Source organism: Rurimicrobium arvi (assembly GCF_039540495.1).
GTDB classification, from domain to species: domain Bacteria; phylum Bacteroidota; class Bacteroidia; order Chitinophagales; family Chitinophagaceae; genus Rurimicrobium; species Rurimicrobium arvi.
Window position 1 is genome coordinate 1206057 of sequence record NZ_BAABEZ010000022.1, and the last position, 21212, is coordinate 1227268.

Genomic DNA, 21212 nt, shown 5'->3' on the forward strand with positions numbered 1-21212 from the left:
TGTTTTTTACTGAAAAAATTAAACCAGTTTCCTGATAACATTGATATTACCCCAGTGCAACGTATCATGCCAGAGGCACATCTGCAGCAATTCGTCCATATTGTTGGCGGGAATACCGAAAGTACCCAGTGCAAATGGTTCGACCACTCTGAGCGCACCTTCTGTGTAGAACGCTTCCAGCGTATCGATAGAACTGAAGAAACGTTCTTTCAGCATTGCGATCTCCGTTTCGGGAACAAATGCTTCAGGCTTCGAGCCGTTGCGGTAATTGTCTGCCAGTGGCACCGCGCGTTCTTTCATTGCCCCGGAGCGCCAGTAACAGAGCATCTCCGTTGACACCACCAAGTGACCGAGCTGCCAGACCAGGTTATTGTTCAGCCCTTCGGGAATCTTGTTGAGCTGTTCTGTGGAGAATCCGTCGAGCTGTGCCGCGATCTTAGTCCGCACAGCACGGATATTGTCGAAAATCTGAGTTGCCATATTTTATTGCATTTCGGCTACCCATAGATCCCGTTCATCGGGACTGAATTTCCAGGGTGCCATATTATTTTCAATATTACCGAACATCATGTTCCATTCCTGAGGACTGTTGCTCTCTTCCATTACCAGATAACGGCGTGCATCCAGAATGATCTCGAGCGGACTGATACTGACAGGACAGGCTTCCACACACGCATTACAACTGGTACAGGCCCTGAGTTCCTCCACGCTGATATAATCGTGCACCAGCGATTTCCCGTCATCCGCAAAACTGCCGTTCTGATCGATATTGCGCCCCACTTCTTCCACACGATCACGCGTATCCATCATGATCTTACGCGGAGACAGCTTTTTACCTGTAATGTTCGCAGGGCACACGCTCGTACAGCGTCCGCACTCGGTGCAGGCATAAGCATCCATCAGGTTCTTCCAGCTCAGATCCATCACATCTTTCGCTCCGAAGCGCTGCGGTGCGGCATCCCCGCTTACGGGAGGCGCAAGCTCGGGCTGCATCATATACAGTACTTCATTCTGCACGGAAGGCATATTGTGCATTTCACCGGCAGGCTCCAGCGGAGCATAATAAGCATTGGGAAATGCAAGCACGATGTGCAGGTGTTTGGAATACGGCAGATAATTCAGGAACGCCAGTACGCCGATGATATGCAGCCACCAGGTAGTGCGTTCCAGCGCTATCAGCGAAGTTTCGCTCATACCGTTGAACAGCGGTGCGATCATACCGGAAACCAGGAAAGAGCCCGTCTGTGCATAATGCTCAGAACCCAGCTGCTGCAATTGCTGATCAGCGGCATTCATGGTAAACAATAAGCCCATCAATACGATCTCTGTGATCAGGATAGCATTTGCATCTGTCTTGGGAAAGCCGTCCAGTTCAGGCTGATTCAGTCGCTTCAGACGTAATATATTGCGGCGTACCAGGAATATCGCGCAACCGATCAGAACGGTGGCCGCTAGGAATTCAAAGCAGCCGATCAGCACCGGATACAGGCTTCCCAGCGCGTGTGCGAACAAGCGATGCGTGCCCAGCATACCGTCCAGGATGATCTCCAGCATTTCGATATTGATGATCACGAACCCGGCATATACAAAGAAGTGCAGTATTGCCGGTGTCATTCTTTTGAACATCTTCTTCTGTCCGAGTGCCAGCAGCAGCACATTGCGCCAGCGCCGTGCACTGTCGCCTCCGAAACTGCGGTCTTTACCCAGCAGGATATTACGACGGATGGAACGGATCTTTTTATAAAACAGAAAAGATGCGCCCGCGAGCAATAAGAGAAAGAGGATTTGTTGCAATACGTGCATAAGCTGTTATTTGATTCTTAGATACGATTCCGCGCGGGAATGCTTACCCGGCACGAAAGTAATTCCTTTTTTTTAAGCAACGAAAAGCGGTATCTTTTTCATATTCAGATATTGACCTTTTCGATTATAACGAGTAAATTTGGTAGATGAAGTTGTTACCAATGCAAAAGTTTTTCCGCAACACACTTTTGTGTCTGACCGTATTTTGTTTGATTCCCGGACTGAAAGCGCATGCCCAGGACAATGCGCCTGCAATTGATAAAGACTATTTCAGAAAGATGGAAGATTCGCTGCTGGTAACAGCCGATTCCATCTACAATATCATGATCCCCGATTTCCGTACAGAGCAATGTGAGCTGTTCGTAAAACAGCTGATACGCACGCTGAAAACACCCGGATCTTACAATTACCCCTTCGACAGCCTGAAAAAGACGATCAACATCGTCTCCTCTCCCGATAACAAATTCCGCATTTTCAACTGGCCGCTCGCTTACAGTGACGTGCGCGTCCGCTATTATGCGGCTATCCAGATGAATGAGCCGGAGCTGAAACTGATTCCGCTGTTCGACAAAACGGATATGCTGAGCAAACCCGATCCGTACAAGGAATGTACCAGCAACGACTGGATGGGAACCCTGATTTATAATATTATCCCTAAAGAGACAGAGGAGGGAACGGTCTATTTTATACTGGGAGTGAATAACGGCAACCCGATCAGCAATAAAAAAATGATCGATCCGATGACCTTCAGCGGGAACAGTGTCCGGTTCGGAGCGCCTTTATTTGCGATGGGCTCGATGGAATCCCCGGACAAGCCGGTTAACCGCTTTATCCTCGAATACAAGAAGGAAGCATCGGTGGGTATGAACTGGGACGCAGAGTACAATGCGATCGTATATGATGAATTGGCATCTGAAGTGAACGACCCCAACAGGAAATATACTTATATTCCTACGGGACAATACAACGGCCTGCGCTGGTCGAATGGCAAATGGCGCGTAATTGAAAACCTCATACCGGTAATGGAATTGAAAGACGGGGCGGCGCCGGATGCAGGAAAGTGATCCCAACAGGAAAACCACTCTGTATATATGAAAAAACTACTACTTACCACTGCTGCTTTATGCACAGGAAGTATCGCTTTTGCCCAGACAGCGGCAGACTATGCGATCCAGGTTGAGGCTAATGTACGGGTTGCGCCCGCTCAGGTGACGCTCAATTGGAAAAGAATCAGCGGGGCATCTTCCTATACCATCCAGAAAAAAGCTAAAGGAGCGCCGGCATGGTCCATCCTTGCTTCCACCACAGACAGTTTCTATATTGACAATTCCGTTGCAAGCGACTCTGCCTACGAATACAAGATATTCAGTCTCGGCGGTATCGCGTCCGCATTCGGCTATATATATGCAGGTATCAATAATCCGGCAACACACAACCGGGGCTCGCTGCTGATCCTCTGCGACACGTTGTTCCGCGACTCCTGCGCTACCGAAGTTGCACGACTGATGCAGGACCTCAGCGGAGACGGCTGGTCGGTAATGCGCCACGATGTATCGCGCTCTGTTCCGGACTCTGTCGTTAAAAAAATGATCCGCGCAGATTACACGGCCCGTCCGGACCTGAAAGCAGTATTGATTTTAGGACATATATCCGTCCCTTACAGCGGCGATCTGAACCCAGATGGCCATGCCGACCATCTTGGTGCATGGCCCGCAGACGTGTATTATGCAGATATGAGCGGAACCTGGACAGACGCCACGATCAATGACGCTGCCGCGGCCCGTCCGGAAAACCAGAATATTCCGGGCGATGGCAAATGGGACCAGAACAACCCTCCCGCCCCACCCGTCCTGCAGGTAAGCCGGATCGATTTCAACAAAATGCCTGCTTTCCTGAAAACCGAAGCAGGGTTGATGAAAAGCTACCTGAATAAAGCCCACGCTTACAAAACAGGTACACTGACCGTTTCGCATAAAGCAGTGGTGGACGACAACTTCGGCGCATTTGGCGGAGAAGCTTTTGCGGCCAATGCATGGCGTAATTACCCGGTGATGATCGGCAGAAATAATATTATATCCGGCGATCTGATCACCACGATGAAAGACTCTGCCTACCAATGGTCTTACGGCTGCGGTGGAGGCTCCTACACCAGCAGCAGCGGTATCGGCGTGAGCGCTGATTTTGCGGCAAAGAACTTCAAAGGCATATTTGTTATGATGTTCGGGAGCTATTTTGCCGACTGGGATGTGCAGAATAACTTCCTGAGGGCGCCCCTTTGCGCTCCGGAACCGGCACTTACCTCCTGCTGGGCAGGACGCCCTAACTGGTACCTGCATCATATGGCAATGGGCGAAAATATCGGCTACTCGGTGCTTACCACGCAGACAATGGGAGGATCGGTATATGTTCCCGGAGGGTATATGGCCCAGGCGGTCCACGTCGCGCTTATGGGCGACCTGAGCCTGCGTACCGATTATATAAAACCTGCAGGATCCCTTACAATCACAACCGTACCCGATAAGGGTGCCACTATCAGCTGGACGGCCTCTCCCGATCCGGACGTGATCGGCTATTATGTATACCGCACCGACAGCTTATACGGCACCTACACCCGTCTGTCGCATCTCCTTACCGGCACTTCGTACAGAGATACTACAGGAGTTAACGGTCTGCATTATTTTATGGTAAGACCCTGCAAACTGCAGGCTAACCCGTCCGGCACTTATTACAACCTGGGGCTGGGCATCAGCGATACAGCCACGGTAAGCTATCCGAAACCTGCCGCTATAAATGAAATCGCGCTCCGCACACCGTCCATGATCTGCTTTCCCAACCCGGCAAACAGCATACTCACCGTACATGTGAATACAAACGGTGTAAGAGGAACAGGAAGGCTGCAACTCAGCGATATCAACGGCCGTACGGTGATGAGCGAGACGGTGTATGCAGACAAAGAAGAACTTTCGGTCAGCCTGAATATCTCTTCACTGTCCGCCGCCTATTACCTGTTGACGCTCGATATACCCGGCACAAAACCGGCAGTACAAAAAATTGTCAGGCAATAACGGGATAGAAAAACACGAATTCCGATATTATTTTTGAATAGGTGTCAGAAATTAATTGTTCGGAATAAAAATATTCGTACATTTGCCCTCCGAAAATTAAAAAATTACTAAAAGTACCGAATTGTAATGGCTAATCATAAAGCAACCAAAAAAGACGTAAGGCAGAGCGAAAAACGCCGTGAGCGTAACCGTTATTACGGTAGAACTACCCGTAACGCTATCCGTAAGCTTTTAGCAATCTCTGATAAATCAGAAGCATTGAAGGAAATGCCGAAAGTTATCTCTATGATTGATAAGCTGTCTAAACGCAACGTCATTCACAAAAACAAAGCTTCCAACCTGAAATCAGGTATCACGGTAGCGGTTAATAAACTGGCTTAATCCGCCGGAAATCTTTTTGAAAAAGGTTGTTTGCTTCCGGGCAAACGACCTTTTCGTTTTTGTTTTTAACACTATCATTCCGTTAAAGACAAACCTCTTTAACACAGCGCAGTGCAGCGCGCTCCTATCTTTGTGATATGATTGGCACAACATCCGACATCCCTGTTTACGTGGTTATCGTTGCCGGCGGGCAAGGCACCCGGATGGGAATGGCTTTACCCAAGCAGTTTCTTCCGCTTGCCGGGAAACCGATCCTGTATCATACCATCGCTGCTTTTGCACGGGCGCTGCCACAGGCGCATATGGTGCTGGTGTTGCCGGAAGACGATATCAGCAAATTGCAGATGATCCTTTCGCACTTCTCAGACCGTATAGACCTTACGGTGGTTGCCGGAGGAACAAGCCGTTTTGAAAGCGTAAAGCGGGGACTTGCACAGGTCGGAGAAACCTCTCTGGTTCTTGTACACGACGGTGTACGTCCGTTTGTAAGTGATGCACTGATTCAACGATGCCTGAGATCCGCAGCGGAATACGGCAGCGCCATACCCGCAATTCCCATGACAGACAGTGTTCGTATCGCCGGCGCTGATGACAGTTTCACACCCATCGACCGCGCAAAACTCCGCGTGATACAAACGCCGCAGGCATTCCGTTCCGAATGGATTCTGGAAGCGTTCCGCCAGGATTACCACATCGAATTTACCGATGAAGCAACCGTGGTGGAAAGCCTGAACCACCCGATCCGCCTGGTGGAAGGAGAAAAAACAAACATTAAGATCACCACACCTGAAGATCTGATACTTGCAGAAAATATTATTCTGAGAAAAAACAGTTAGCTGCTTCCGTTTCTCCCTAATTTTGCGCGACGATGAGTAAAATCGTAGCCATACTACTTTTTTTATGCCTCAGCTGCCAATGCGTGCTGAAACTCTCCATTTACACATGGTTTGAGCTGAATAAAGAGTATATCGCGGCCACACTCTGCGAGAACAGGGATCGCCCCGAACTTGTATGTTGCGGTAAATGTGTACTCACCAGACACCTGGCTAAAGCGGACGGTATCGAAAAAAACAATCCGAAGCAGCACAGTGCCAAACCGGACAAAACCGAAATCACCTCTTTTATTCTGCCTGCGTCTGTCGACACAGCACCTTCTATACTGCCGGAATCTTTAAGTCCGCGGAACGGTATTGTCAAAGACCTTCCCTGCACTATATTTCAGGCTTCCGTATTCCATCCCCCCGCTGCATAGCAGAACGATAGCTCCATCCGGACAATTGCGATCCTGTATCGCAGATTTCTTATTGGTAAAAATCTGATTATTATGCGGCGTATTACGCTTGGCCTCCTACTGACATCTGTTTTGTCTGCAGGAGCCCCCGACAGTATAGCCTGTGATGTATGCGGCTGTTCGGCAAACATCCAGAGCCTGGGGCTGCTACCCCAGTTTTCAAACAATTTCGTGGGGTTGCAATACCTCACTTATCACTCAGTCAGTAACCATCCGGCCTTATTTGAGGGCAAACCGGATGAACATACGGAACAGCAATTCCGCAGTCTGCAGCTATGGGGAAGGATCAGGCTGAGTCAACGCTTTCAGCTGCTCGCCTTTGTGCCTTACCTGCATAACACCAACCAGGATACGAGTGCATCAATTACCAAAAGCGGCATTGGCGATGTTACCCTTATGGTCAACTATTCCGTACCGCTGAAGCGTCCGTCCAAAGGAGAACGCCTGCTGCTGGCCGGCCTGGGCATTAAAGCACCTACGGGGCACTACGATTCACTGGCAAATACAGGTACGGGACTGCCGAACGTTCAAACCGGCACCGGCTCCTGGGACATGAACGGGAATCTCAGTTATACCCGCCGCTTTTCCCGATGGGGATACAATGCCGAAGGTTCGTTTTCAATGACCACGCCCAACCGGAGCCGGTATAAGTTTGGCAATAAAACAGCCCTGGCATTGAACGCCTTCTATTGGAAAAAGTCGGGAGCCTTTACGTTTGTGCCGCAATGCGGCCTGCGCGTAGAGCATGCGCTGCACGACTACGATAATTACGACAAAAAGTGGCTCAACGAGCAAACCGGTGGTGTACTCTCCTTTGTCACAGCGGGTGCGCAGGTAATGCTGAAACAGGCGGGCCTCCGGGCAATGGCCTATATTCCGGCCTACCAGCATTATGCCACAGGTTATGTGCATACCCGGACGCGCTGGGAATGCAGTGTATTTTTTCTTTTTTAAAAAAAACAATAATGAACAAACAACTTATAACACTCAGTACAATATTCATCCTTTGCATAACGGCCTGTCAGAAGAAAGACAGTACCGCTTTCAATCCGGACAACCTCAAAGTGAGCATCGAAAGTCCGCTTGCCACGCAGACCTATAAAAAAGGCGATACGGTATTCATCAAAGCCGCAGCATCCTACACTACAGAAATGCATGGCTATGAAATTTCCATTACAGGGAAAGACTCCACGGAAATATGGGGCATGGATGAACATGTGCATGGCAGCAGCTTCAGCATCGACACATTCTGGGTAGATGACCAGAGCGAAGCACAAACCCTGAATCTCGCCCTCACCGTGGAAGCAGATCACGACGGTCATCAGAAAACAGAAAATCGTACCTTCAGCATTCAATAAAACCAATACTTTTATGAAAAGTCCTTTTTCCATTATTGGTATCGCAGCAGCCATCAGCATCGGAGCGCTCATCATGATAGATACGCTGCCCGACCTGTTGTTCGGGCTTGCCGGCAACGACTGGCTTACACTGATGATCGGAGCGGCAGCAGCAGCCATACTGATGCTCACCAAGACCTATACCATGTCTGCAAGAATCGCATCGGGACAGCGCACTGTTCAACCATAAAAAATGACGAAAAGGCCGCTTTATGAGCGGCCTTTTTTTGCCTGCCTGTGATACAGACACTTATTCTCACAATGAAGACCCGATTCAGCACTACCTTTGCGCTCTATGTATGAATACAGTACGCAAATCAGGGTTCGCTACGGCGAAACAGATCAGATGGGCTATCTCTATTATGGTAATTACGCGCTTTACTATGAGGTGGGACGTACCGATGCGATCCGCAACCTGGGTCTGACCTATAAAGCTATGGAAGAAGCCGGTGTGGCTTTACCTGTGGCCGAATGCAACCTGCAATATCTGCGCCCGGCATTTTACGACGATCTGCTGCTTGTGAAGACAAGCATCCGCACATTACCGGAAGATTCATTCATCGAGTTTCATACCGAAATCTACAATGAAAAAAACAAGCTGATCAATAAAGGACTTACGCGGCTGGTATTCTATGATATCGCAGCAAAGAAGAAAACCCTGATTCCGGAAATACTGCTCGACAAACTCAAACCATATTTTCATTCCTGATGAACAATACGCAAGCAATTATTATCACGATCGGCGATGAACTGCTGATCGGACAGATCGTGGATACCAACTCCGCATGGATCGCGCAACAGCTCAATATACTCGGTATATCGGTAAAAGAACGCATTGCGGTCGGAGACACCCGTGATGCGATCATTGAAGCGCTGTCGGAGGCAATACCCAAAGCAGACCTGATCCTGCTGACAGGCGGACTCGGCCCCACTTCGGACGACATCACCAAGCCCGTGCTCTGTTCTTTCTTCGGAGGCAAACTTGTTGTAAATGAAGATGTGCTGGCACACGTAACGGAATTGTTCCGGAAGCGCAACAGACCCATTATAGAACGCAATATGAAACAGGCGGAAGTGCCGGATAATTGCCGGGTAATACACAATCCTATGGGCACTGCACCCGGTATGCTGTTTGAACAGAACGGCAAATGGATCGTATCGCTCCCGGGCGTACCCTTTGAGATGAAAGCGATGATGACGGAAACACTGCTGCCTGATTTTGCAACCAGATTCGGGTCTACCCAGGCAATCGTTCATCGCAATATCCTTACCATCGGCGAAGGTGAAAGCTTTCTTGCCGAGCGCATCAGCGACCTTGAAGCGGCCCTGCCCGCACACATACGCCTGGCCTACCTGCCCTCCCCTATGGCCGTAAAACTGCGCCTTACGGGAACAGGAACAGACGAAGCGGCGCTCACAAAAGAAGTAGAACACCATCGCGACCTTATTGCCGCAAGGGTGCAAAACAGGTTGGTTGCATTGGAAGACCACCCGATTGAATTGCTGCTGGCCAATGCTTTAAAGAAACAGAATCTCACCATCGGCCTTGCGGAAAGCTGCACCGGTGGCTATATCGGGCATAAGCTGACTCAGATCAACGGATCATCCGCGTTTTTCAAAGGCGGCATTATTTCTTACGCTACATCTGCAAAATCCGACATCCTGGGCATCCCCGCCGCTGTTATCGAAAAAGAAGGAGTGGTAAGCGAAGCAATCGCAACAGAAATGGCGCAGGCCGCACGCAAATTATTGCATAGTGACATCGGAATCGGCATTACAGGCATACTCAGCGCCGATCCGTACGAAGATAAATCCCCGGTCGGAACAATTTTTATCAGCGTAGCCGGTCCCGGAGAAATACGCGCAAAAAAGTACCAGTTGCATTACGATCGCGTTCAGAATAAGGAAACTGCGACGCAATTGGCCCTTTACCAGGCATTCGAATTTATACGTCCGGAATAGGGGTTTCTTTTACTTTTTTAATATTTTCTGCCCCGGACTGATTTTCTAATGTCTTTTTGCATACATTCGTGATTATTTCATTTTTTTATTTTCTATTACAATGCAAGAAGGTACAGTAAAATTCTTCAATGAGACGAAAGGTTTCGGCTTCATCACCCCTAACGATGGTGGTCAGGATGTTTTCGTTCACGTGACAGGCCTCAACGGAATCCGTATCCGTGAAAAGGACAAAGTCTCTTTCGAGGTTCAAAACGGAAAAAAAGGTCTAAATGCGGTTAATGTAAAGCTTATCTAATCTCATTCATATCTTTTCCTGAAAAGCAAGCTCCGGCTTGCTTTTTTTTATGCCGCAACGCGTCTATTTTTGAGCTTCGTTATGAAATCGCTCCGTCTCCTGTTACCGCTGCTGCTCTGCATTTCATCCTGCAGGAAAGACCGGCTCCACTGGCAGCTTGCCGAACAGATCTCTACCGGTACTACCGAAAACCTGAACACCGGAATGGTGCTGCAAAACGGGATGTGCATCATTGGGGGCGGCAGCCGTTTTGGCACAGCCATTGCGCTACGTTCTGCAGATGCCGGCAAATCCTGGACACTGCAGCAGTTACCGGATGACAGCAAAGGGTTTTTCGGCGCTGCCGAAAGCCGCGACGGGAAGCTGTTTTGCTGTGGCTATGGCCTCAATGTGTACAAAAGCAGTGACGGATTTGCAACCTGGTCTAACGGGCGTGTGGCTGGTCCCTACTCCTTCTCCGAAGCGATCAGCTTTCCCGGAACCAACAACGGATTCATTACCGTAAGCACCACGACCGACACCGGTGGCATTGCACAATGTGATAGTAATTTCCGGCTCATCCGGTACACCAATCTTACCCGCGCAATGCATGACGTACTGATGTTCGACGAAAAAAGCGGCATTGCGGTAGGCAGCGGTATCGGCGTACGAACAGACGACTCAGGCAAAAACTGGCTTACACTGCCACTTACGGGTGATAATTTCACGAGCATTACGGCAGCAGACAGAAACCTGCTGTACACCTGCGGATTAAGCGGCTATATATACAAGTCCGCTGATGGCGGGAAAACCTGGAAACGCTTACGCAACGGAGGAAACATTACCTATCCCCAATACCGGCTGTGGGATATCTGTTTTGCGAATGCACAGGAAGGGTATGCGGTCGGCGAAAACGGGCTTGTTATCTACACAAGCGATGGCGGATCGCACTGGTCTGAGCTGGACCGCTTTACGGATAAGCATCTCCGTTTTATCCTGCACTGTCCCTGGGGCGAGTGGCTGGCCGGCGGAGAGCAGGGAACTTTGTTCCGGCTCAGGCACTAAAGACTATCCCGATTAGCGCTAATCTTTTCGTATCTTTGCGCCCCTGAATGCAACCACATGTTGCATTTCCTTTTTCTTCCAGAATTTCATAAGCAGTAAAATAAAATGATCTCAGTTCAAAATCTATCCCTCCGTTACGGGAAGCGCGTATTGTTTGAAGACGTAAACATCAAGTTTACAGAAGGCAATTGCTATGGCATCATAGGCGCAAACGGTGCGGGTAAATCCACATTCATGAAAATCCTGTCCGGGGAAATCGAACCGACTACAGGTCGCGTGGAGATATCCAAAGACCAGCGCATGAGTGTGTTGAAACAAAACCACCACGAGTACAACGAAACACCGGTACTGGAAACCGTAATGCGCGGCAATACCAGGCTCTATGAAATCATGGAGGCGAAAGACGCGATCTATGCAAAAGAAGATTTCACCGAAGAGGACGGTATCCGCGCGGGAGAACTGGAAGGCCTGTTTGCAGAAATGGATGGCTGGAATGCAGAAAGCGACGCTGCCACACTCCTGTCTAACCTTGGCATTAAGGAAGACACGCACTATAAGCAGATGAAGGAGCTGGATGGCAATCAGAAAGTACGCGTACTGCTCGCCCAGGCACTGTTCGGAAATCCGGATATCCTGCTGCTGGATGAGCCTACCAACGATCTGGACCTGCAAACAATTGCCTGGCTGGAAAACTTCCTGGCGGAATACGACAAGATCGTACTGGTGGTATCGCATGACCGTCACTTTCTGGATACGGTTTGTACCCACGTTGCGGACATCGACTTCGGTAAGATCAATATCTTCACCGGTAACTATACGTTCTGGTACGAGAGCAGCCAGTTGTTGCTGAAACAACGCAGTGAGCAGAATAAAAAAGCAGAAGATAAAATTGCCGAACTGAAAGAGTTCATTGCGCGATTCTCGGCAAATGCCTCCAAATCCAAGCAGGCAACCAGCCGTAAAAAAGCCCTGGATAAGATCAAGCTGGAAGATATGACGGCTTCCAACCGTAAATACCCGGCGATCCTGTTCAATAACCAGGTTCGTGAGGCAGGCGACCAGATTCTTGAAGTGGACGGACTCACCAAAGTTCAGAATGGCGAAGTATTGTTCTCCAATCTGAAATTCGACCTGAAGCGGGGACAGAAAATCGCGGTGCTTTCCGACAACAGTCTTGCCACAACCGCATTTTACAAAATCATCATGGGCGAAGACACCGACTTCAAAGGCAGCTTCAGATGGGGAGTAACCATTACCGCTACTTACCTGCCCAATGACAACACCGAATATTTCGCGGGCTCTGACGACAACCTGATCGACTGGCTGCGTCAGTATTCCGAAGAGAAGGACGAAACCTTCATCCGTGGTTTCCTGGGCCGTATGCTGTTTTCCGGGGAAGAAACCCTCAAGAAATGTACGGTACTCAGCGGAGGTGAAAAAATGCGTTGCATGATGAGCCGCATGATGATGCTGAAAGGCAACGTGCTGTGCCTGGATGAACCGACGAACCATCTGGACCTGGAAAGCATCACCGCATTGAACAATGGCATGAAAGACTTCAAAGGAACAATTCTGTTCACCACACGTGACCATGAGCTCGCCCAGACAGTCGCTGACCGCATCCTGGAAATCACACCCAAAGGACTGATCGACCGCGAAATGTCATTTGATGAATATATCAACGACGACAAAGTGAAAGCCCTGCGTGCGGAAATGTACGCATGATCATAGCGATTATTACATCTATAAAACAGCCCCTTCAGCGGGGCTGTTTTCATTTCAGATATATCCATAACAACTGATTGCGAAACATATCTGAAGCCGCTTGCGGCGGAAAAGCTGTTAAACCTACCTTTTTTACATCCCTATTACGCAAAAGGCCGTATATTTGTATTAGTAAACAAGCAATTTTAAAAACACAATTATGACTATTGCAAACATCAACCCACAGTTCCTGATTTCGATGCCGAGTGGTGGTGAGTGGATCACAATCCTGTTGGTAGTGATTGTATTGTTCGGAGGTAAAAAAATCCCCGAACTCGCTCGCGGAATCGGCAAAGGAATCCGTGAATTCAATGATGCGAAAGAAGGCGTGAAGAGTGATATTGAGGCGGGAATGAGTGCCAAAGAAGTTGAAAAAAAGTAGTCTTTTTCCCTTAATTTTATTCGATGATGCAATGCTGGTCTTCCTGCATTGCATCATTTCTGTCTAAAGCCATTGCGCTTTTTTGGAATGCCCTCAATCAACAATCATTGACGTGGTTATTTGATTTTTAGCAAAACAAGAAATGATGCAACTAAAAGTTTTTTTTATCGCCGGTTTACTTGGCTGCTTTTCACTGAGCAGCTCCGGACAGTATTGGAAAGAACGGATGGCCGCAGGCCGCGGAACAGATCCTGTAAAGGAGAAAAAACGCGAGCAACTGCGTATCGACTCTGCAAAAGCAAGAGAACAGTTCTGTAAAGAAGAGGAAGCGCGCTCCGTGATTGCGATCGCTTTGGCTGAATCCCGCGACCAGCGCCAGAAAGCAATGGTTCCGCTGGCCGGCCAGAAGAGCTATTTCAAAGGCATGAACGATTACGTTATCGAGTTCGTCCGCAAATACCTGGCCAGTCATAATAAAACTTTGCTCACCGTTGACACGCGGTCTAAGAGTAAGTTTCCGATGATCGACAATGTGCTGACCAAAAACAATCTGCCACATCAGCTGAAATACCTTGCCGTTATTGAATCGGCCCTTAATAACAGGGCGGTATCACCGGTGGGGGCTGTAGGCCCCTGGCAGTTTATGGAGGAAACAGGACGTCTTATGGGACTTACCGTTAACGGCAAACGCGATGACCGCACAGACTGGTTCAAAAGCACCAATGCAGCCGCTAAGTACCTGAATTACCTGTACGCGGAAATGCAGGACTGGCTGCTTGTGATCGCCTCCTACAACTGTGGTCCGACTCCGGTAAAACGCGCTATTGAGAAAACGGGAAGCCACAACTTCTGGGAAATCAAACAATACCTCCCGCTTGAAACCCAGGGACATGTGCTTGCTTTTATCGCCACGGCTTCGATTTTTGAAAACATGAAGCATTTCATTCCAAGCGGCAACATTCCCGACGATTTCGTCATGCATCCGGAAATGGCCACTTTGAAAAATGAAATCAAAAAGCCGAAACCTAAGGTTGCGTTCACAGAAGCAGAACTCAAAAACATGTCTATCCTGCACCTCAAACGTCCGTTGAGCTTTGAGATCATTGAGCAGGAACTTCAGGTAGACAAACATCTGCTGGAAAGATGGAACCCGGATTACGACCTGTTTGTGATGAACATCTATCCGGATTCGGAATATAAATTCCGTTTCCCTAAAGACAAAATGGATGAGTACACGGAGAAACGTGCGGCTATAGCAGCTAAATCCGAAAAATACTTCCAGGAATTATTGTTGTAACCTGCAACCTTAAGAAACCGGCAGCAACAGTCCCTCGGGATAAACAACCTTCTCCAGGTATAGTCCGAAACCCGGAACACTGAAGTCCACACGGTTACAATCCCGTGATTCTATAATAGCGCGGAATGCACACAGATCATGTTTCCCTCTTGCCACGCGCAATTGCGTACCTACAAGAGCGCGCACCATACCACGCAGGAAACGGTTTCCCCAAACAACGTAGTGCAGCTCGGAACCATGCTGTTCCCATTCTGATCTGCTCAGCGTGCAGTTATACGTTTTTGTCTGCGCATTCCGTTTGCTGAAACTCTCAAAATCGGTGTACTCCATCAGTATTGCGGCCGTTTGTTTGAGTATCTCCGGATCGTACTGATAGGGGAAATGATAAGCACGTTCAAACAGAAAAGGATTTTTCCGGTGGTAAATCCGGTACCGGTACTGGCGCATTGTTGCATCGAAACGGGCGTTCGCGTCCTGCTTTTGCGGGATATAAATCTGGTTAACGCTCATTGACGCAGGGAGAATGGCATTAAGACTGTAGATATGTCGCGGAGTAAGCGCTTCCTCCATATCCGCATGATAGAAATTGCAGCTGGCATGTACGCCCTCATCCGTGCGGCTGGCCCCCCAGGTATCCACAGGGCGGCGCAAGAGGATACTGAGCGCTTTGTTCAGTTCATATTGCACGGTGGGTGTGTCTCCCTGGATCTGAGAACCGTGAAATGCGGTACCATTGTAACTTACTTCAATAAAATAGCGGGGCATAGGCAGATTGCAAAACTACTGATATCAGAACATTTTGCGGAAACACCGTTTCCGCTTATGCTGTATATGATCGTAGTTTTTCCAGTGATTGATGGCCTTTTCATTTGTTTCCAGCATCCCTGTTGTTTCGACAAATTCCGTGCCGTGGCGTTGCATCACTTTCTGCAACTCCGTTATCAGCAATGCGCTTACGCCCTGCGCCTGCCAGTCGGGATGAATGCCGGTAAGCAGCAAATCAACCACCCTGGGCTTTTTAAGTGCCTGAGACAGGTACCACCAACCCAATGGGAATAGTTTTCCGCCGGCTTTTTGCATTGCCTCGCTCAGGGAAGGCAGGCTTACGATAAAGCCGATCACATTTGCGTCTTTATCCTCTATCACCTTTACAAATTCGGGATTGAGGAAACTGAAATATTTGTTGATGTAGAATGTACATAATTCCTGGTCCATAGGCACAAAGCTGAACAAATCGCTGAATGCATTATTGAGCAGATCGAATATCTTCTGAGCATAGGCCTTCATTTCGTCTCTGTTGCTGAAATGAACAACCTTGAGACTATAGCGCTTCTGGATCATTTCATTCAGCTTCAATGCCTTTTCAGGAATTTCTTTTTCAAGCTTCAGGCGAAACTCGACCCAATCCATTTCCTTTTCGTAGCCTGCAGCTTCAAGATGTTCTTTATAGTAAGGCAAATGATATTCAGATGCGATGGAAGGCAGGTGATCAAAACCTTCTATGAGGATAGCCTGGTGATCGAGGTTAGTAAAACCCAAAGGACCGTGTATACCGGACATGCCTTTGCTTTTTGCCCATTCTTCAGCTGTCCGGAGCAGCGCTGTGCTGACAGAGCGATCATTCACAAATTCCAGACGGCTTAAACGGCATAATTTAGTCCCTGTCTTTTCGTTGTACACGTGGTTCACGATAGCGCCGATGCGCCCCACCACTTTGTCTCCGTCAAGTGCTATCCAGAACTGAGCTTCGCAATTGCGGAACGCCGGATTAGTAGCAGGTTGTAACGCAGCGAGTTCATCCTTTTTCATAGGAGGTACCCAATATGCATTGTTCCGGTACAAGTCGAACGGAAACTGTACAAAAGCTTTAAAATCTGCGGAACTGGAACAAGGCCTGATCTGAACGGACATAACACTGTAGATTGATAAACTGAGCAGCAAGATAGTTCATTTTTGTTAAGCGAACGAAACGGGAGCACTTACCTTGCGTGCAGGAAAGCATCCTTAAAACAGGACTTGCGGCATACTACAGAAACTATTTATTCAGGAAGCGCCATTTGGGATTTACGGACGAAATAAGGGCCTCTTTCTTGGCGCGCACCCAGCTCTTAATCTGTCTTTCGCGGCGGATTGCTTCGATTGGCGTGCCGTATTCCTCAAGCAATAACAACCATTCGCAATTGTGCCTTCCGGGGAAAGTCTGCTTGACGCCTTGTGCATCTTCGCGATGCTCCTCGATGCTCTGACGCCAGTCTGTGCTTACGCCGGTATATATGATAGACTTATTTTTATTTGCGGTGATGTACACGTAGTAAACTTCAGCAGTAAAATCTCCGGAGTATAACATTTTGTATCGATCACAGTTTCGTGGTTGCATTTCTCTTCTGATTATTTACAGGTTGGTCGAGTATTTTGATTTGGCCTTTGCTAAAGCAACTGCAGTATGCGGGTGGCGCAGATAGAAACAGGTTGCCCCGTTATATGGATTGGTTCGCAGCGGAATTGCATGAGGGAAAGGGATCGCACAACCTCAGATTCCGGAATAAACTCAGGATGCACTTCCATAAAAATGGCGTTGGTGTGATCGCAGAGTGATGAAGTATGCTCCTTTTTAGAGAAAAATTCCTTTTCCGCACCTTCAATATCTTCCTGAGCAGGTCTATGTGACCTGATTCGAAAATCTCCTGAATTTCCGCTAAGGTTACGGTCTCTACCTGATCGATCACCTCGTCCTCACGTTCGCCTGTCATAACCAGGAAGCCATCGTGCGACCAGTCCCGTTGCATCAGATCGAGAGAAGTTTTCTCCGTCCACAATGCTTTCTTGAGAGACACGATCTGGTCCTGCATCTGGTTAACCTGAATGTTATGGTTGAGCAGATCGAAATTGGAAGACTCCGGTTCAATACAAACGATTTTTGCATCGGGGAACCGGCATTTATAAAAAATAGCGGAACAACCTATATTGGCACCTGCGTCTACGATGAAACGCATATTACCTACCCTGTTCTCCAGCAGAACACAAAATTTATCGTAATCTCTTTCAAGGAAAAAATCGGCAAATACAAAAAGGTCACGGCTGTACTTGCGTACTGAAAAAGTAACCTCACGTCCGGCCTCATTCCAATGCAGCAGCAGTAATTCGCCCCGCCAGTCCATGATGATATCACGTTTAACACAACCAACCACGAACAACAATAAACGATGTAGCTCAGGACGGACACTTGCCAATCGCCGGGTTAAAAAGTGATGGTAAAGAATAATTAAAAATTCATTAAAGGAGGTTACGGACCAGAGGACAGTCAACCGACGAAGTGTAGTGCTCATTTTAATTTTATTAGTCTATCCGGAAAGATGAATGTGCACACGGGTGCATACTCCGATTTGATAGAATGATAAAACAAACCACATACCATGCTATTATAGGACATACCCTACTTTTGTAGTGATTCTGCAATGCCGCAAAAAAAATGTAGGGCTACTTCCGATATACGCATTAAAAAAGGTGCCTCTGAGATCCTTTGAAGGATACAGAGTGCACCTGATTACACGCCTGACGACAAATAAAAACCGATTCTTCAGATGAGGATTACAAGAATTAAGTTACCTGTATCCTGTATCGGGAATAAGGTACTTGCTTGATCAAATTCCTTTGGTTACAATATCGTCCTGACGTGAAAAATGAATACCTGATTAGTCTCTTTGCACGTGAATATTTTCGGTGATCGTTCCTCCGTTCTGTACCTGTAATATGTAATTTCCGTGAGCGAGCTGACTCATATCAACGATCTCTTTATCTCCTTTGATTGCCTGAGTGAGCACAACACGTCCGTACATATCCACAATACGCAGATTGTAATTTTCCGGTGCCTGCTGTTGCGCGAGTTCAGACAAAGACAGACCGCTTACATTCAGTACATCTGTAACAGGGTTGGGGAAAGTGGAAATATGCTTCACTGTTGCTTTATTACCGCAATGTATATTTACCTTCAGAACTGTGGAATTGCTGTATGATCCCGATGCAGCGTTTAACCGTAAACGATACAGGTTCATACCTTCAACCGGTGTAATGTCGTTGACAGTATAATAAGCCGGTTTTCCTTGCGGCTGCAGGGTAGCTAAAGTAGTAAATACGTTTCCGTCTGTACTGCGCTGCAATTCCATAGATGAAATGCCGTCTTCCAAACCGGTAGTCCATTCCAACTGCGTACCGCACTCCCGCGACTTGGCCGTAAAACTGAGTAGTTGCAGGGGCAGCGGATGAGTTATATCAGAGCTTTTGGAGAAATAACTTTCGGGAGCGGTACCACTTGTAGCCAGCGCACTGTAGTCGCGGTCATTCACATTGGATCCGGACACAGATCCGGACGAAGACAATGCCCCTGTGCTGCTTGACTTTGCAGTATTTGTCTGCCAGGGTGAATTGGAAAACGCAACGGATTTATCACCCGTTGTATTCGGTGTAGTGGCACTCCATTGAGTAACAAAATTGCTTGTGGCATCAAAATCAGTCTGATTGGTAAGGTTGTTGTGCTGCAGCATTACATTTGCTCCGAATGCATCTGTCGCAAAAATGTGCCATGTACGGTTCATTCCGTCAGCTGTAGCAACAGTACCATCTGCAACCGCTTCCACTGATGTCGATGCTCCATAGTCCTGAACGCTTACACTAACCGTATTACTGGAAGTATTCGTAATTTTTGCAGGAGTGTAATCGCCGGAGCTGCCTTTGCCGACCGGGAAGGTAAACGTGGTAAATGCATCCTTTTGTACGTGGCTGAGGATACTGTTGTTTGTAACAACATACCGCGTAGGGCGGAAACCGGTTAAGGTTCCGGAGCTGGTCAGGTGCAGATCACCTTTCACACCTGTACCCAACACGATGTTTCCTCCGTCAACATTAAAGTTGATATCCGCGGAAGAACTAAGTGTATTGTTGGCAGTATTATGCGTCCAGCCTATGGCTAAAAGCTCGCCGGACCAGGGCAGCTCGGTTATCTCCAGAGCCTGGTCGTTATCAATTTCCACGTTTACCCCGATAGCGGTACTAAGATTATTGGCATCGATCTTGGTGGGAACGGAACTGCCGAAACCGAGGGCGGGATTTCTGAAAATGATCGTACCGGAACCAGTAATAACTGCGGCCGGATCAATCATCACCCAGGAACTGAATATTTCCCAGGTACCATCGATGGTGTGTGCTCCTGCACCGATATACAGGGAGTCCGCACCATCCGCATCTGTCCCTCCTACGCCGATACTTTTACCGGCACTGGAACCGCCATATAGTGCAACACTCTGCGCCATCGCGTCACTGCCAATGCCCAGAGCAACCAACAGTCCGAGCGCCTTAATTGTTTTTTTCATTTTATTATGCATAACGAGTCGAATTATTATTAATAGCGGGTTTTATGTTTGTGGTATCGGCGATAATAATTGCTTCGCCAGAGGGAAAAATCTGGCTCATTACATCGCTGAGCGCTTCCGAGACAATTGAGGTGTCCGGATCTGCGTGTAACACCTGTTCGATGATGCGCAGGCGTTCGACCAGGGGTAGTCGAATCAAATCATGCAAAAGATACTGCATAGTCAATCTGTTTATTAGTTATTAATAATGAACTCCTCCCTCCTGATCGTACAAAGTCACAATGCCGGTAAAAAACAGGTGCTGCAACCTCTTCCTATAAGGAACCTTCGCCCATGAAATACAAATACTAAAAACGTTCCAAAATTATTCTATGTATTTTTTCACTAAAGCGTAGCCAAAGAGTACAATACTCAATTCAAAAACTGGTCCGCGTCCGAAAATACCGAACAGTACTTTTGTAGTGTATTTTAAAGAAAACCATTGCGCGTATTGTGCAAACGAATTGACAATCAGCAAGACGAGATAGAAGAGTGGTATAAAAAACAAAAAGGCCCCTACTTACGCAGGGGCCTCAAAAAAAGTTCATTTTTATTACTGCTGCACGAATGCAATCAACTGTCGCATCGCATTTGCCCGGTGCGATATCTGCTGTTTTACGGAAGCATCCAGCTCTCCAAAACTGGCATCATAGCCATCCGGTACAAATATGGGATCGTACCCAAAGCCGCCGCTACCCTGTTCGTGCCGCAACAGCATACCATGACAGGTGCCTTCGAAATAATTTGGCACGCCGTTCCAGAACAGGCACAAAACCGCTTTATAAAATGCACGCCGGTCTGTGTGACCTTCCATATTTTTCAGCAGGAGCCGCAGATTTGCGTCGTCGCTTGCGTGTTCGCCGGCATACCGTGCACTTAAAACACCAGGTTCATTATTCAGTACCGGAACGCAAATACCGGAATCGTCAGCGAGCACATTTAATCCGCAAAACTGAAATACGGTATTCGCCTTCTGCCAGGCATTTTCGCGGAATGTCAGATAAGGCTCTTCAATTTCAGACCTGAATCCGATATCGTCCAGGGACAGGACCTGCACCCCGGATAATAGCTCAGCCAGTTCTTTAATTTTCTTTTTATTGCGTGATGCCAGTACGAGTTGCGTCAT

The 21212-nt window shown here is 48.0% G+C and carries 24 protein-coding genes; 15 read left to right on the forward strand and 9 right to left on the reverse strand.

What is annotated here, in order from left to right; translation table 11 throughout:
* Nucleotides 1-18 precede the first annotated feature (18 nt).
* Both ABD846_RS12050 and ABD846_RS12055 read right to left on the reverse strand, forming a co-directional pair.
* Entirely contained in the window at nucleotides 19-480 is a 462-nt protein-coding gene (locus ABD846_RS12050; RefSeq protein WP_344827253.1) for a DinB family protein, read from the reverse strand.
* Nucleotides 481-483: 3 nt separating this feature from the next.
* Complete coding sequence (locus ABD846_RS12055) at nucleotides 484-1803, reverse strand: 4Fe-4S dicluster domain-containing protein (RefSeq protein WP_344827255.1); 1320 nt, start codon at nucleotides 1801-1803, stop codon at nucleotides 484-486.
* A gap of 161 nt (nucleotides 1804-1964) precedes the next feature.
* Between ABD846_RS12055 and ABD846_RS12060 the strand changes: the two genes are divergently transcribed.
* The 15 genes from ABD846_RS12060 (at nucleotide 1965) to ABD846_RS12130 (ending at nucleotide 14681) form a co-directional block, all read left to right on the forward strand.
* Nucleotides 1965-2867 carry a hypothetical protein gene (locus tag ABD846_RS12060; RefSeq protein WP_344827257.1) on the forward strand — a complete coding sequence of 301 codons (903 nt, stop codon included), beginning with the start codon at nucleotides 1965-1967 and terminating at the stop codon, nucleotides 2865-2867.
* A gap of 27 nt (nucleotides 2868-2894) precedes the next feature.
* On the forward strand, nucleotides 2895-4868 hold the full coding sequence (locus tag ABD846_RS12065; protein WP_344827259.1) for a T9SS type A sorting domain-containing protein: 1974 nt from the start codon (nucleotides 2895-2897) through the stop codon (nucleotides 4866-4868).
* Between the two features lie 126 nt (nucleotides 4869-4994).
* Nucleotides 4995-5249: a 30S ribosomal protein S20 gene (rpsT, locus tag ABD846_RS12070; RefSeq protein ID WP_344827261.1), complete on the forward strand. Its 255-nt coding sequence runs from the start codon at nucleotides 4995-4997 to the stop codon at nucleotides 5247-5249.
* Nucleotides 5250-5386: 137 nt separating this feature from the next.
* A complete protein-coding gene (locus tag ABD846_RS12075; protein ID WP_344827263.1) occupies nucleotides 5387-6085 on the forward strand; it encodes a 2-C-methyl-D-erythritol 4-phosphate cytidylyltransferase in 699 nt (232 codons plus the stop codon).
* Between the two features lie 32 nt (nucleotides 6086-6117).
* Nucleotides 6118-6501, forward strand: coding sequence for a hypothetical protein (locus ABD846_RS12080; protein ID WP_344827266.1), 384 nt, complete (start codon nucleotides 6118-6120; stop codon nucleotides 6499-6501).
* Nucleotides 6502-6573: 72 nt separating this feature from the next.
* Entirely contained in the window at nucleotides 6574-7494 is a 921-nt protein-coding gene (locus ABD846_RS12085; RefSeq protein ID WP_344827269.1) for a transporter family protein, read from the forward strand.
* 11 nt (nucleotides 7495-7505) lie between these two features.
* A complete protein-coding gene (locus tag ABD846_RS12090; protein ID WP_344827272.1) occupies nucleotides 7506-7898 on the forward strand; it encodes a hypothetical protein in 393 nt (130 codons plus the stop codon).
* 13 nt (nucleotides 7899-7911) lie between these two features.
* The gene (locus ABD846_RS12095; RefSeq protein ID WP_344827275.1) at nucleotides 7912-8127 is read left to right on the forward strand and encodes a hypothetical protein; all 216 of its coding nucleotides are present in this window, start codon (nucleotides 7912-7914) and stop codon (nucleotides 8125-8127) included.
* Nucleotides 8128-8232: 105 nt separating this feature from the next.
* Entirely contained in the window at nucleotides 8233-8646 is a 414-nt protein-coding gene (locus tag ABD846_RS12100; RefSeq protein ID WP_344827277.1) for an acyl-CoA thioesterase, read from the forward strand.
* Complete coding sequence (locus ABD846_RS12105) at nucleotides 8646-9899, forward strand: CinA family nicotinamide mononucleotide deamidase-related protein (protein ID WP_344827280.1); 1254 nt, start codon at nucleotides 8646-8648, stop codon at nucleotides 9897-9899. Before ABD846_RS12100 ends, ABD846_RS12105 begins: the two co-directional genes overlap by 1 nt.
* A gap of 100 nt (nucleotides 9900-9999) precedes the next feature.
* Nucleotides 10000-10194 (forward strand): cold-shock protein, encoded by a 195-nt coding sequence (locus tag ABD846_RS12110; RefSeq protein WP_344827283.1) that lies wholly within the window; start codon nucleotides 10000-10002, stop codon nucleotides 10192-10194.
* A gap of 81 nt (nucleotides 10195-10275) precedes the next feature.
* On the forward strand, nucleotides 10276-11238 hold the full coding sequence (locus ABD846_RS12115) for a WD40/YVTN/BNR-like repeat-containing protein (RefSeq protein ID WP_344827287.1): 963 nt from the start codon (nucleotides 10276-10278) through the stop codon (nucleotides 11236-11238).
* A 105-nt stretch (nucleotides 11239-11343) separates the two neighbouring features.
* Entirely contained in the window at nucleotides 11344-12963 is a 1620-nt protein-coding gene (locus ABD846_RS12120) for an ABC-F family ATP-binding cassette domain-containing protein (RefSeq protein WP_344827290.1), read from the forward strand.
* A gap of 199 nt (nucleotides 12964-13162) precedes the next feature.
* Nucleotides 13163-13384, forward strand: a complete 222-nt coding sequence (locus ABD846_RS12125; RefSeq protein WP_344827293.1) for a Sec-independent protein translocase subunit TatA/TatB — start codon at nucleotides 13163-13165, stop codon at nucleotides 13382-13384.
* A 142-nt stretch (nucleotides 13385-13526) separates the two neighbouring features.
* The gene (locus ABD846_RS12130) at nucleotides 13527-14681 is read left to right on the forward strand and encodes a lytic transglycosylase domain-containing protein (RefSeq protein WP_344827296.1); all 1155 of its coding nucleotides are present in this window, start codon (nucleotides 13527-13529) and stop codon (nucleotides 14679-14681) included.
* Between the two features lie 9 nt (nucleotides 14682-14690).
* On the opposite strand, the gene ABD846_RS12135 is transcribed toward ABD846_RS12130, so the two are convergent.
* The 7 genes from ABD846_RS12135 to rdgB form a co-directional block, all read right to left on the reverse strand.
* Nucleotides 14691-15446 carry a tRNA pseudouridine synthase A gene (locus tag ABD846_RS12135; protein ID WP_344827299.1) on the reverse strand — a complete coding sequence of 252 codons (756 nt, stop codon included), beginning with the start codon at nucleotides 15444-15446 and terminating at the stop codon, nucleotides 14691-14693.
* A 24-nt stretch (nucleotides 15447-15470) separates the two neighbouring features.
* On the reverse strand, nucleotides 15471-16592 hold the full coding sequence (locus ABD846_RS12140) for a GNAT family N-acetyltransferase (protein ID WP_344827301.1): 1122 nt from the start codon (nucleotides 16590-16592) through the stop codon (nucleotides 15471-15473).
* 124 nt (nucleotides 16593-16716) lie between these two features.
* Nucleotides 16717-17028: a GIY-YIG nuclease family protein gene (locus ABD846_RS12145; protein ID WP_344827304.1), complete on the reverse strand. Its 312-nt coding sequence runs from the start codon at nucleotides 17026-17028 to the stop codon at nucleotides 16717-16719.
* 130 nt (nucleotides 17029-17158) lie between these two features.
* Nucleotides 17159-17911 carry an FkbM family methyltransferase gene (locus ABD846_RS12150; protein ID WP_344827307.1) on the reverse strand — a complete coding sequence of 251 codons (753 nt, stop codon included), beginning with the start codon at nucleotides 17909-17911 and terminating at the stop codon, nucleotides 17159-17161.
* A 462-nt stretch (nucleotides 17912-18373) separates the two neighbouring features.
* A complete protein-coding gene (locus ABD846_RS12155) occupies nucleotides 18374-20047 on the reverse strand; it encodes a T9SS type A sorting domain-containing protein (RefSeq protein ID WP_344827309.1) in 1674 nt (557 codons plus the stop codon).
* A gap of 4 nt (nucleotides 20048-20051) precedes the next feature.
* Nucleotides 20052-20267, reverse strand: coding sequence for a hypothetical protein (locus ABD846_RS12160; protein ID WP_344827312.1), 216 nt, complete (start codon nucleotides 20265-20267; stop codon nucleotides 20052-20054).
* Between the two features lie 372 nt (nucleotides 20268-20639).
* On the reverse strand, nucleotides 20640-21212 hold the full coding sequence (gene rdgB, locus ABD846_RS12165) for an RdgB/HAM1 family non-canonical purine NTP pyrophosphatase (RefSeq protein WP_344827315.1): 573 nt from the start codon (nucleotides 21210-21212) through the stop codon (nucleotides 20640-20642).

Bases quoted from the DNA above. Each gene is read 5' to 3' on its own strand.
- ABD846_RS12135 (WP_344827299.1), bottom strand. From the start codon at position 15,446: ATGCCCCGCTATTTTATTGAAGTAAGTTACAATGGTACCGCATTTCAC.
- ABD846_RS12115 (WP_344827287.1), top strand. From the start codon at position 10,276: ATGAAATCGCTCCGTCTCCTGTTACCGCTGCTGCTCTGCATTTCATCC.
- ABD846_RS12160 (WP_344827312.1), bottom strand. From the start codon at position 20,267: ATGCAGTATCTTTTGCATGATTTGATTCGACTACCCCTGGTCGAACGC.
- ABD846_RS12155 (WP_344827309.1), bottom strand. From the start codon at position 20,047: ATGAAAAAAACAATTAAGGCGCTCGGACTGTTGGTTGCTCTGGGCATT.
- ABD846_RS12060 (WP_344827257.1), top strand. From the start codon at position 1,965: ATGCAAAAGTTTTTCCGCAACACACTTTTGTGTCTGACCGTATTTTGT.
- rdgB (WP_344827315.1), bottom strand. From the start codon at position 21,212: ATGACGCAACTCGTACTGGCATCACGCAATAAAAAGAAAATTAAAGAA.
- ABD846_RS12095 (WP_344827275.1), top strand. From the start codon at position 7,912: ATGAAAAGTCCTTTTTCCATTATTGGTATCGCAGCAGCCATCAGCATC.
- ABD846_RS12100 (WP_344827277.1), top strand. From the start codon at position 8,233: ATGTATGAATACAGTACGCAAATCAGGGTTCGCTACGGCGAAACAGAT.
- ABD846_RS12120 (WP_344827290.1), top strand. From the start codon at position 11,344: ATGATCTCAGTTCAAAATCTATCCCTCCGTTACGGGAAGCGCGTATTG.
- ABD846_RS12145 (WP_344827304.1), bottom strand. From the start codon at position 17,028: ATGTTATACTCCGGAGATTTTACTGCTGAAGTTTACTACGTGTACATC.
- ABD846_RS12050 (WP_344827253.1), bottom strand. From the start codon at position 480: ATGGCAACTCAGATTTTCGACAATATCCGTGCTGTGCGGACTAAGATC.
- rpsT (WP_344827261.1), top strand. From the start codon at position 4,995: ATGGCTAATCATAAAGCAACCAAAAAAGACGTAAGGCAGAGCGAAAAA.
- ABD846_RS12085 (WP_344827269.1), top strand. From the start codon at position 6,574: ATGCGGCGTATTACGCTTGGCCTCCTACTGACATCTGTTTTGTCTGCA.
- ABD846_RS12140 (WP_344827301.1), bottom strand. From the start codon at position 16,592: ATGTCCGTTCAGATCAGGCCTTGTTCCAGTTCCGCAGATTTTAAAGCT.
- ABD846_RS12130 (WP_344827296.1), top strand. From the start codon at position 13,527: ATGATGCAACTAAAAGTTTTTTTTATCGCCGGTTTACTTGGCTGCTTT.
- ABD846_RS12090 (WP_344827272.1), top strand. From the start codon at position 7,506: ATGAACAAACAACTTATAACACTCAGTACAATATTCATCCTTTGCATA.
- ABD846_RS12065 (WP_344827259.1), top strand. From the start codon at position 2,895: ATGAAAAAACTACTACTTACCACTGCTGCTTTATGCACAGGAAGTATC.
- ABD846_RS12055 (WP_344827255.1), bottom strand. From the start codon at position 1,803: ATGCACGTATTGCAACAAATCCTCTTTCTCTTATTGCTCGCGGGCGCA.
- ABD846_RS12125 (WP_344827293.1), top strand. From the start codon at position 13,163: ATGACTATTGCAAACATCAACCCACAGTTCCTGATTTCGATGCCGAGT.
- ABD846_RS12080 (WP_344827266.1), top strand. From the start codon at position 6,118: ATGAGTAAAATCGTAGCCATACTACTTTTTTTATGCCTCAGCTGCCAA.
- ABD846_RS12075 (WP_344827263.1), top strand. From the start codon at position 5,387: ATGATTGGCACAACATCCGACATCCCTGTTTACGTGGTTATCGTTGCC.
- ABD846_RS12105 (WP_344827280.1), top strand. From the start codon at position 8,646: ATGAACAATACGCAAGCAATTATTATCACGATCGGCGATGAACTGCTG.
- ABD846_RS12110 (WP_344827283.1), top strand. From the start codon at position 10,000: ATGCAAGAAGGTACAGTAAAATTCTTCAATGAGACGAAAGGTTTCGGC.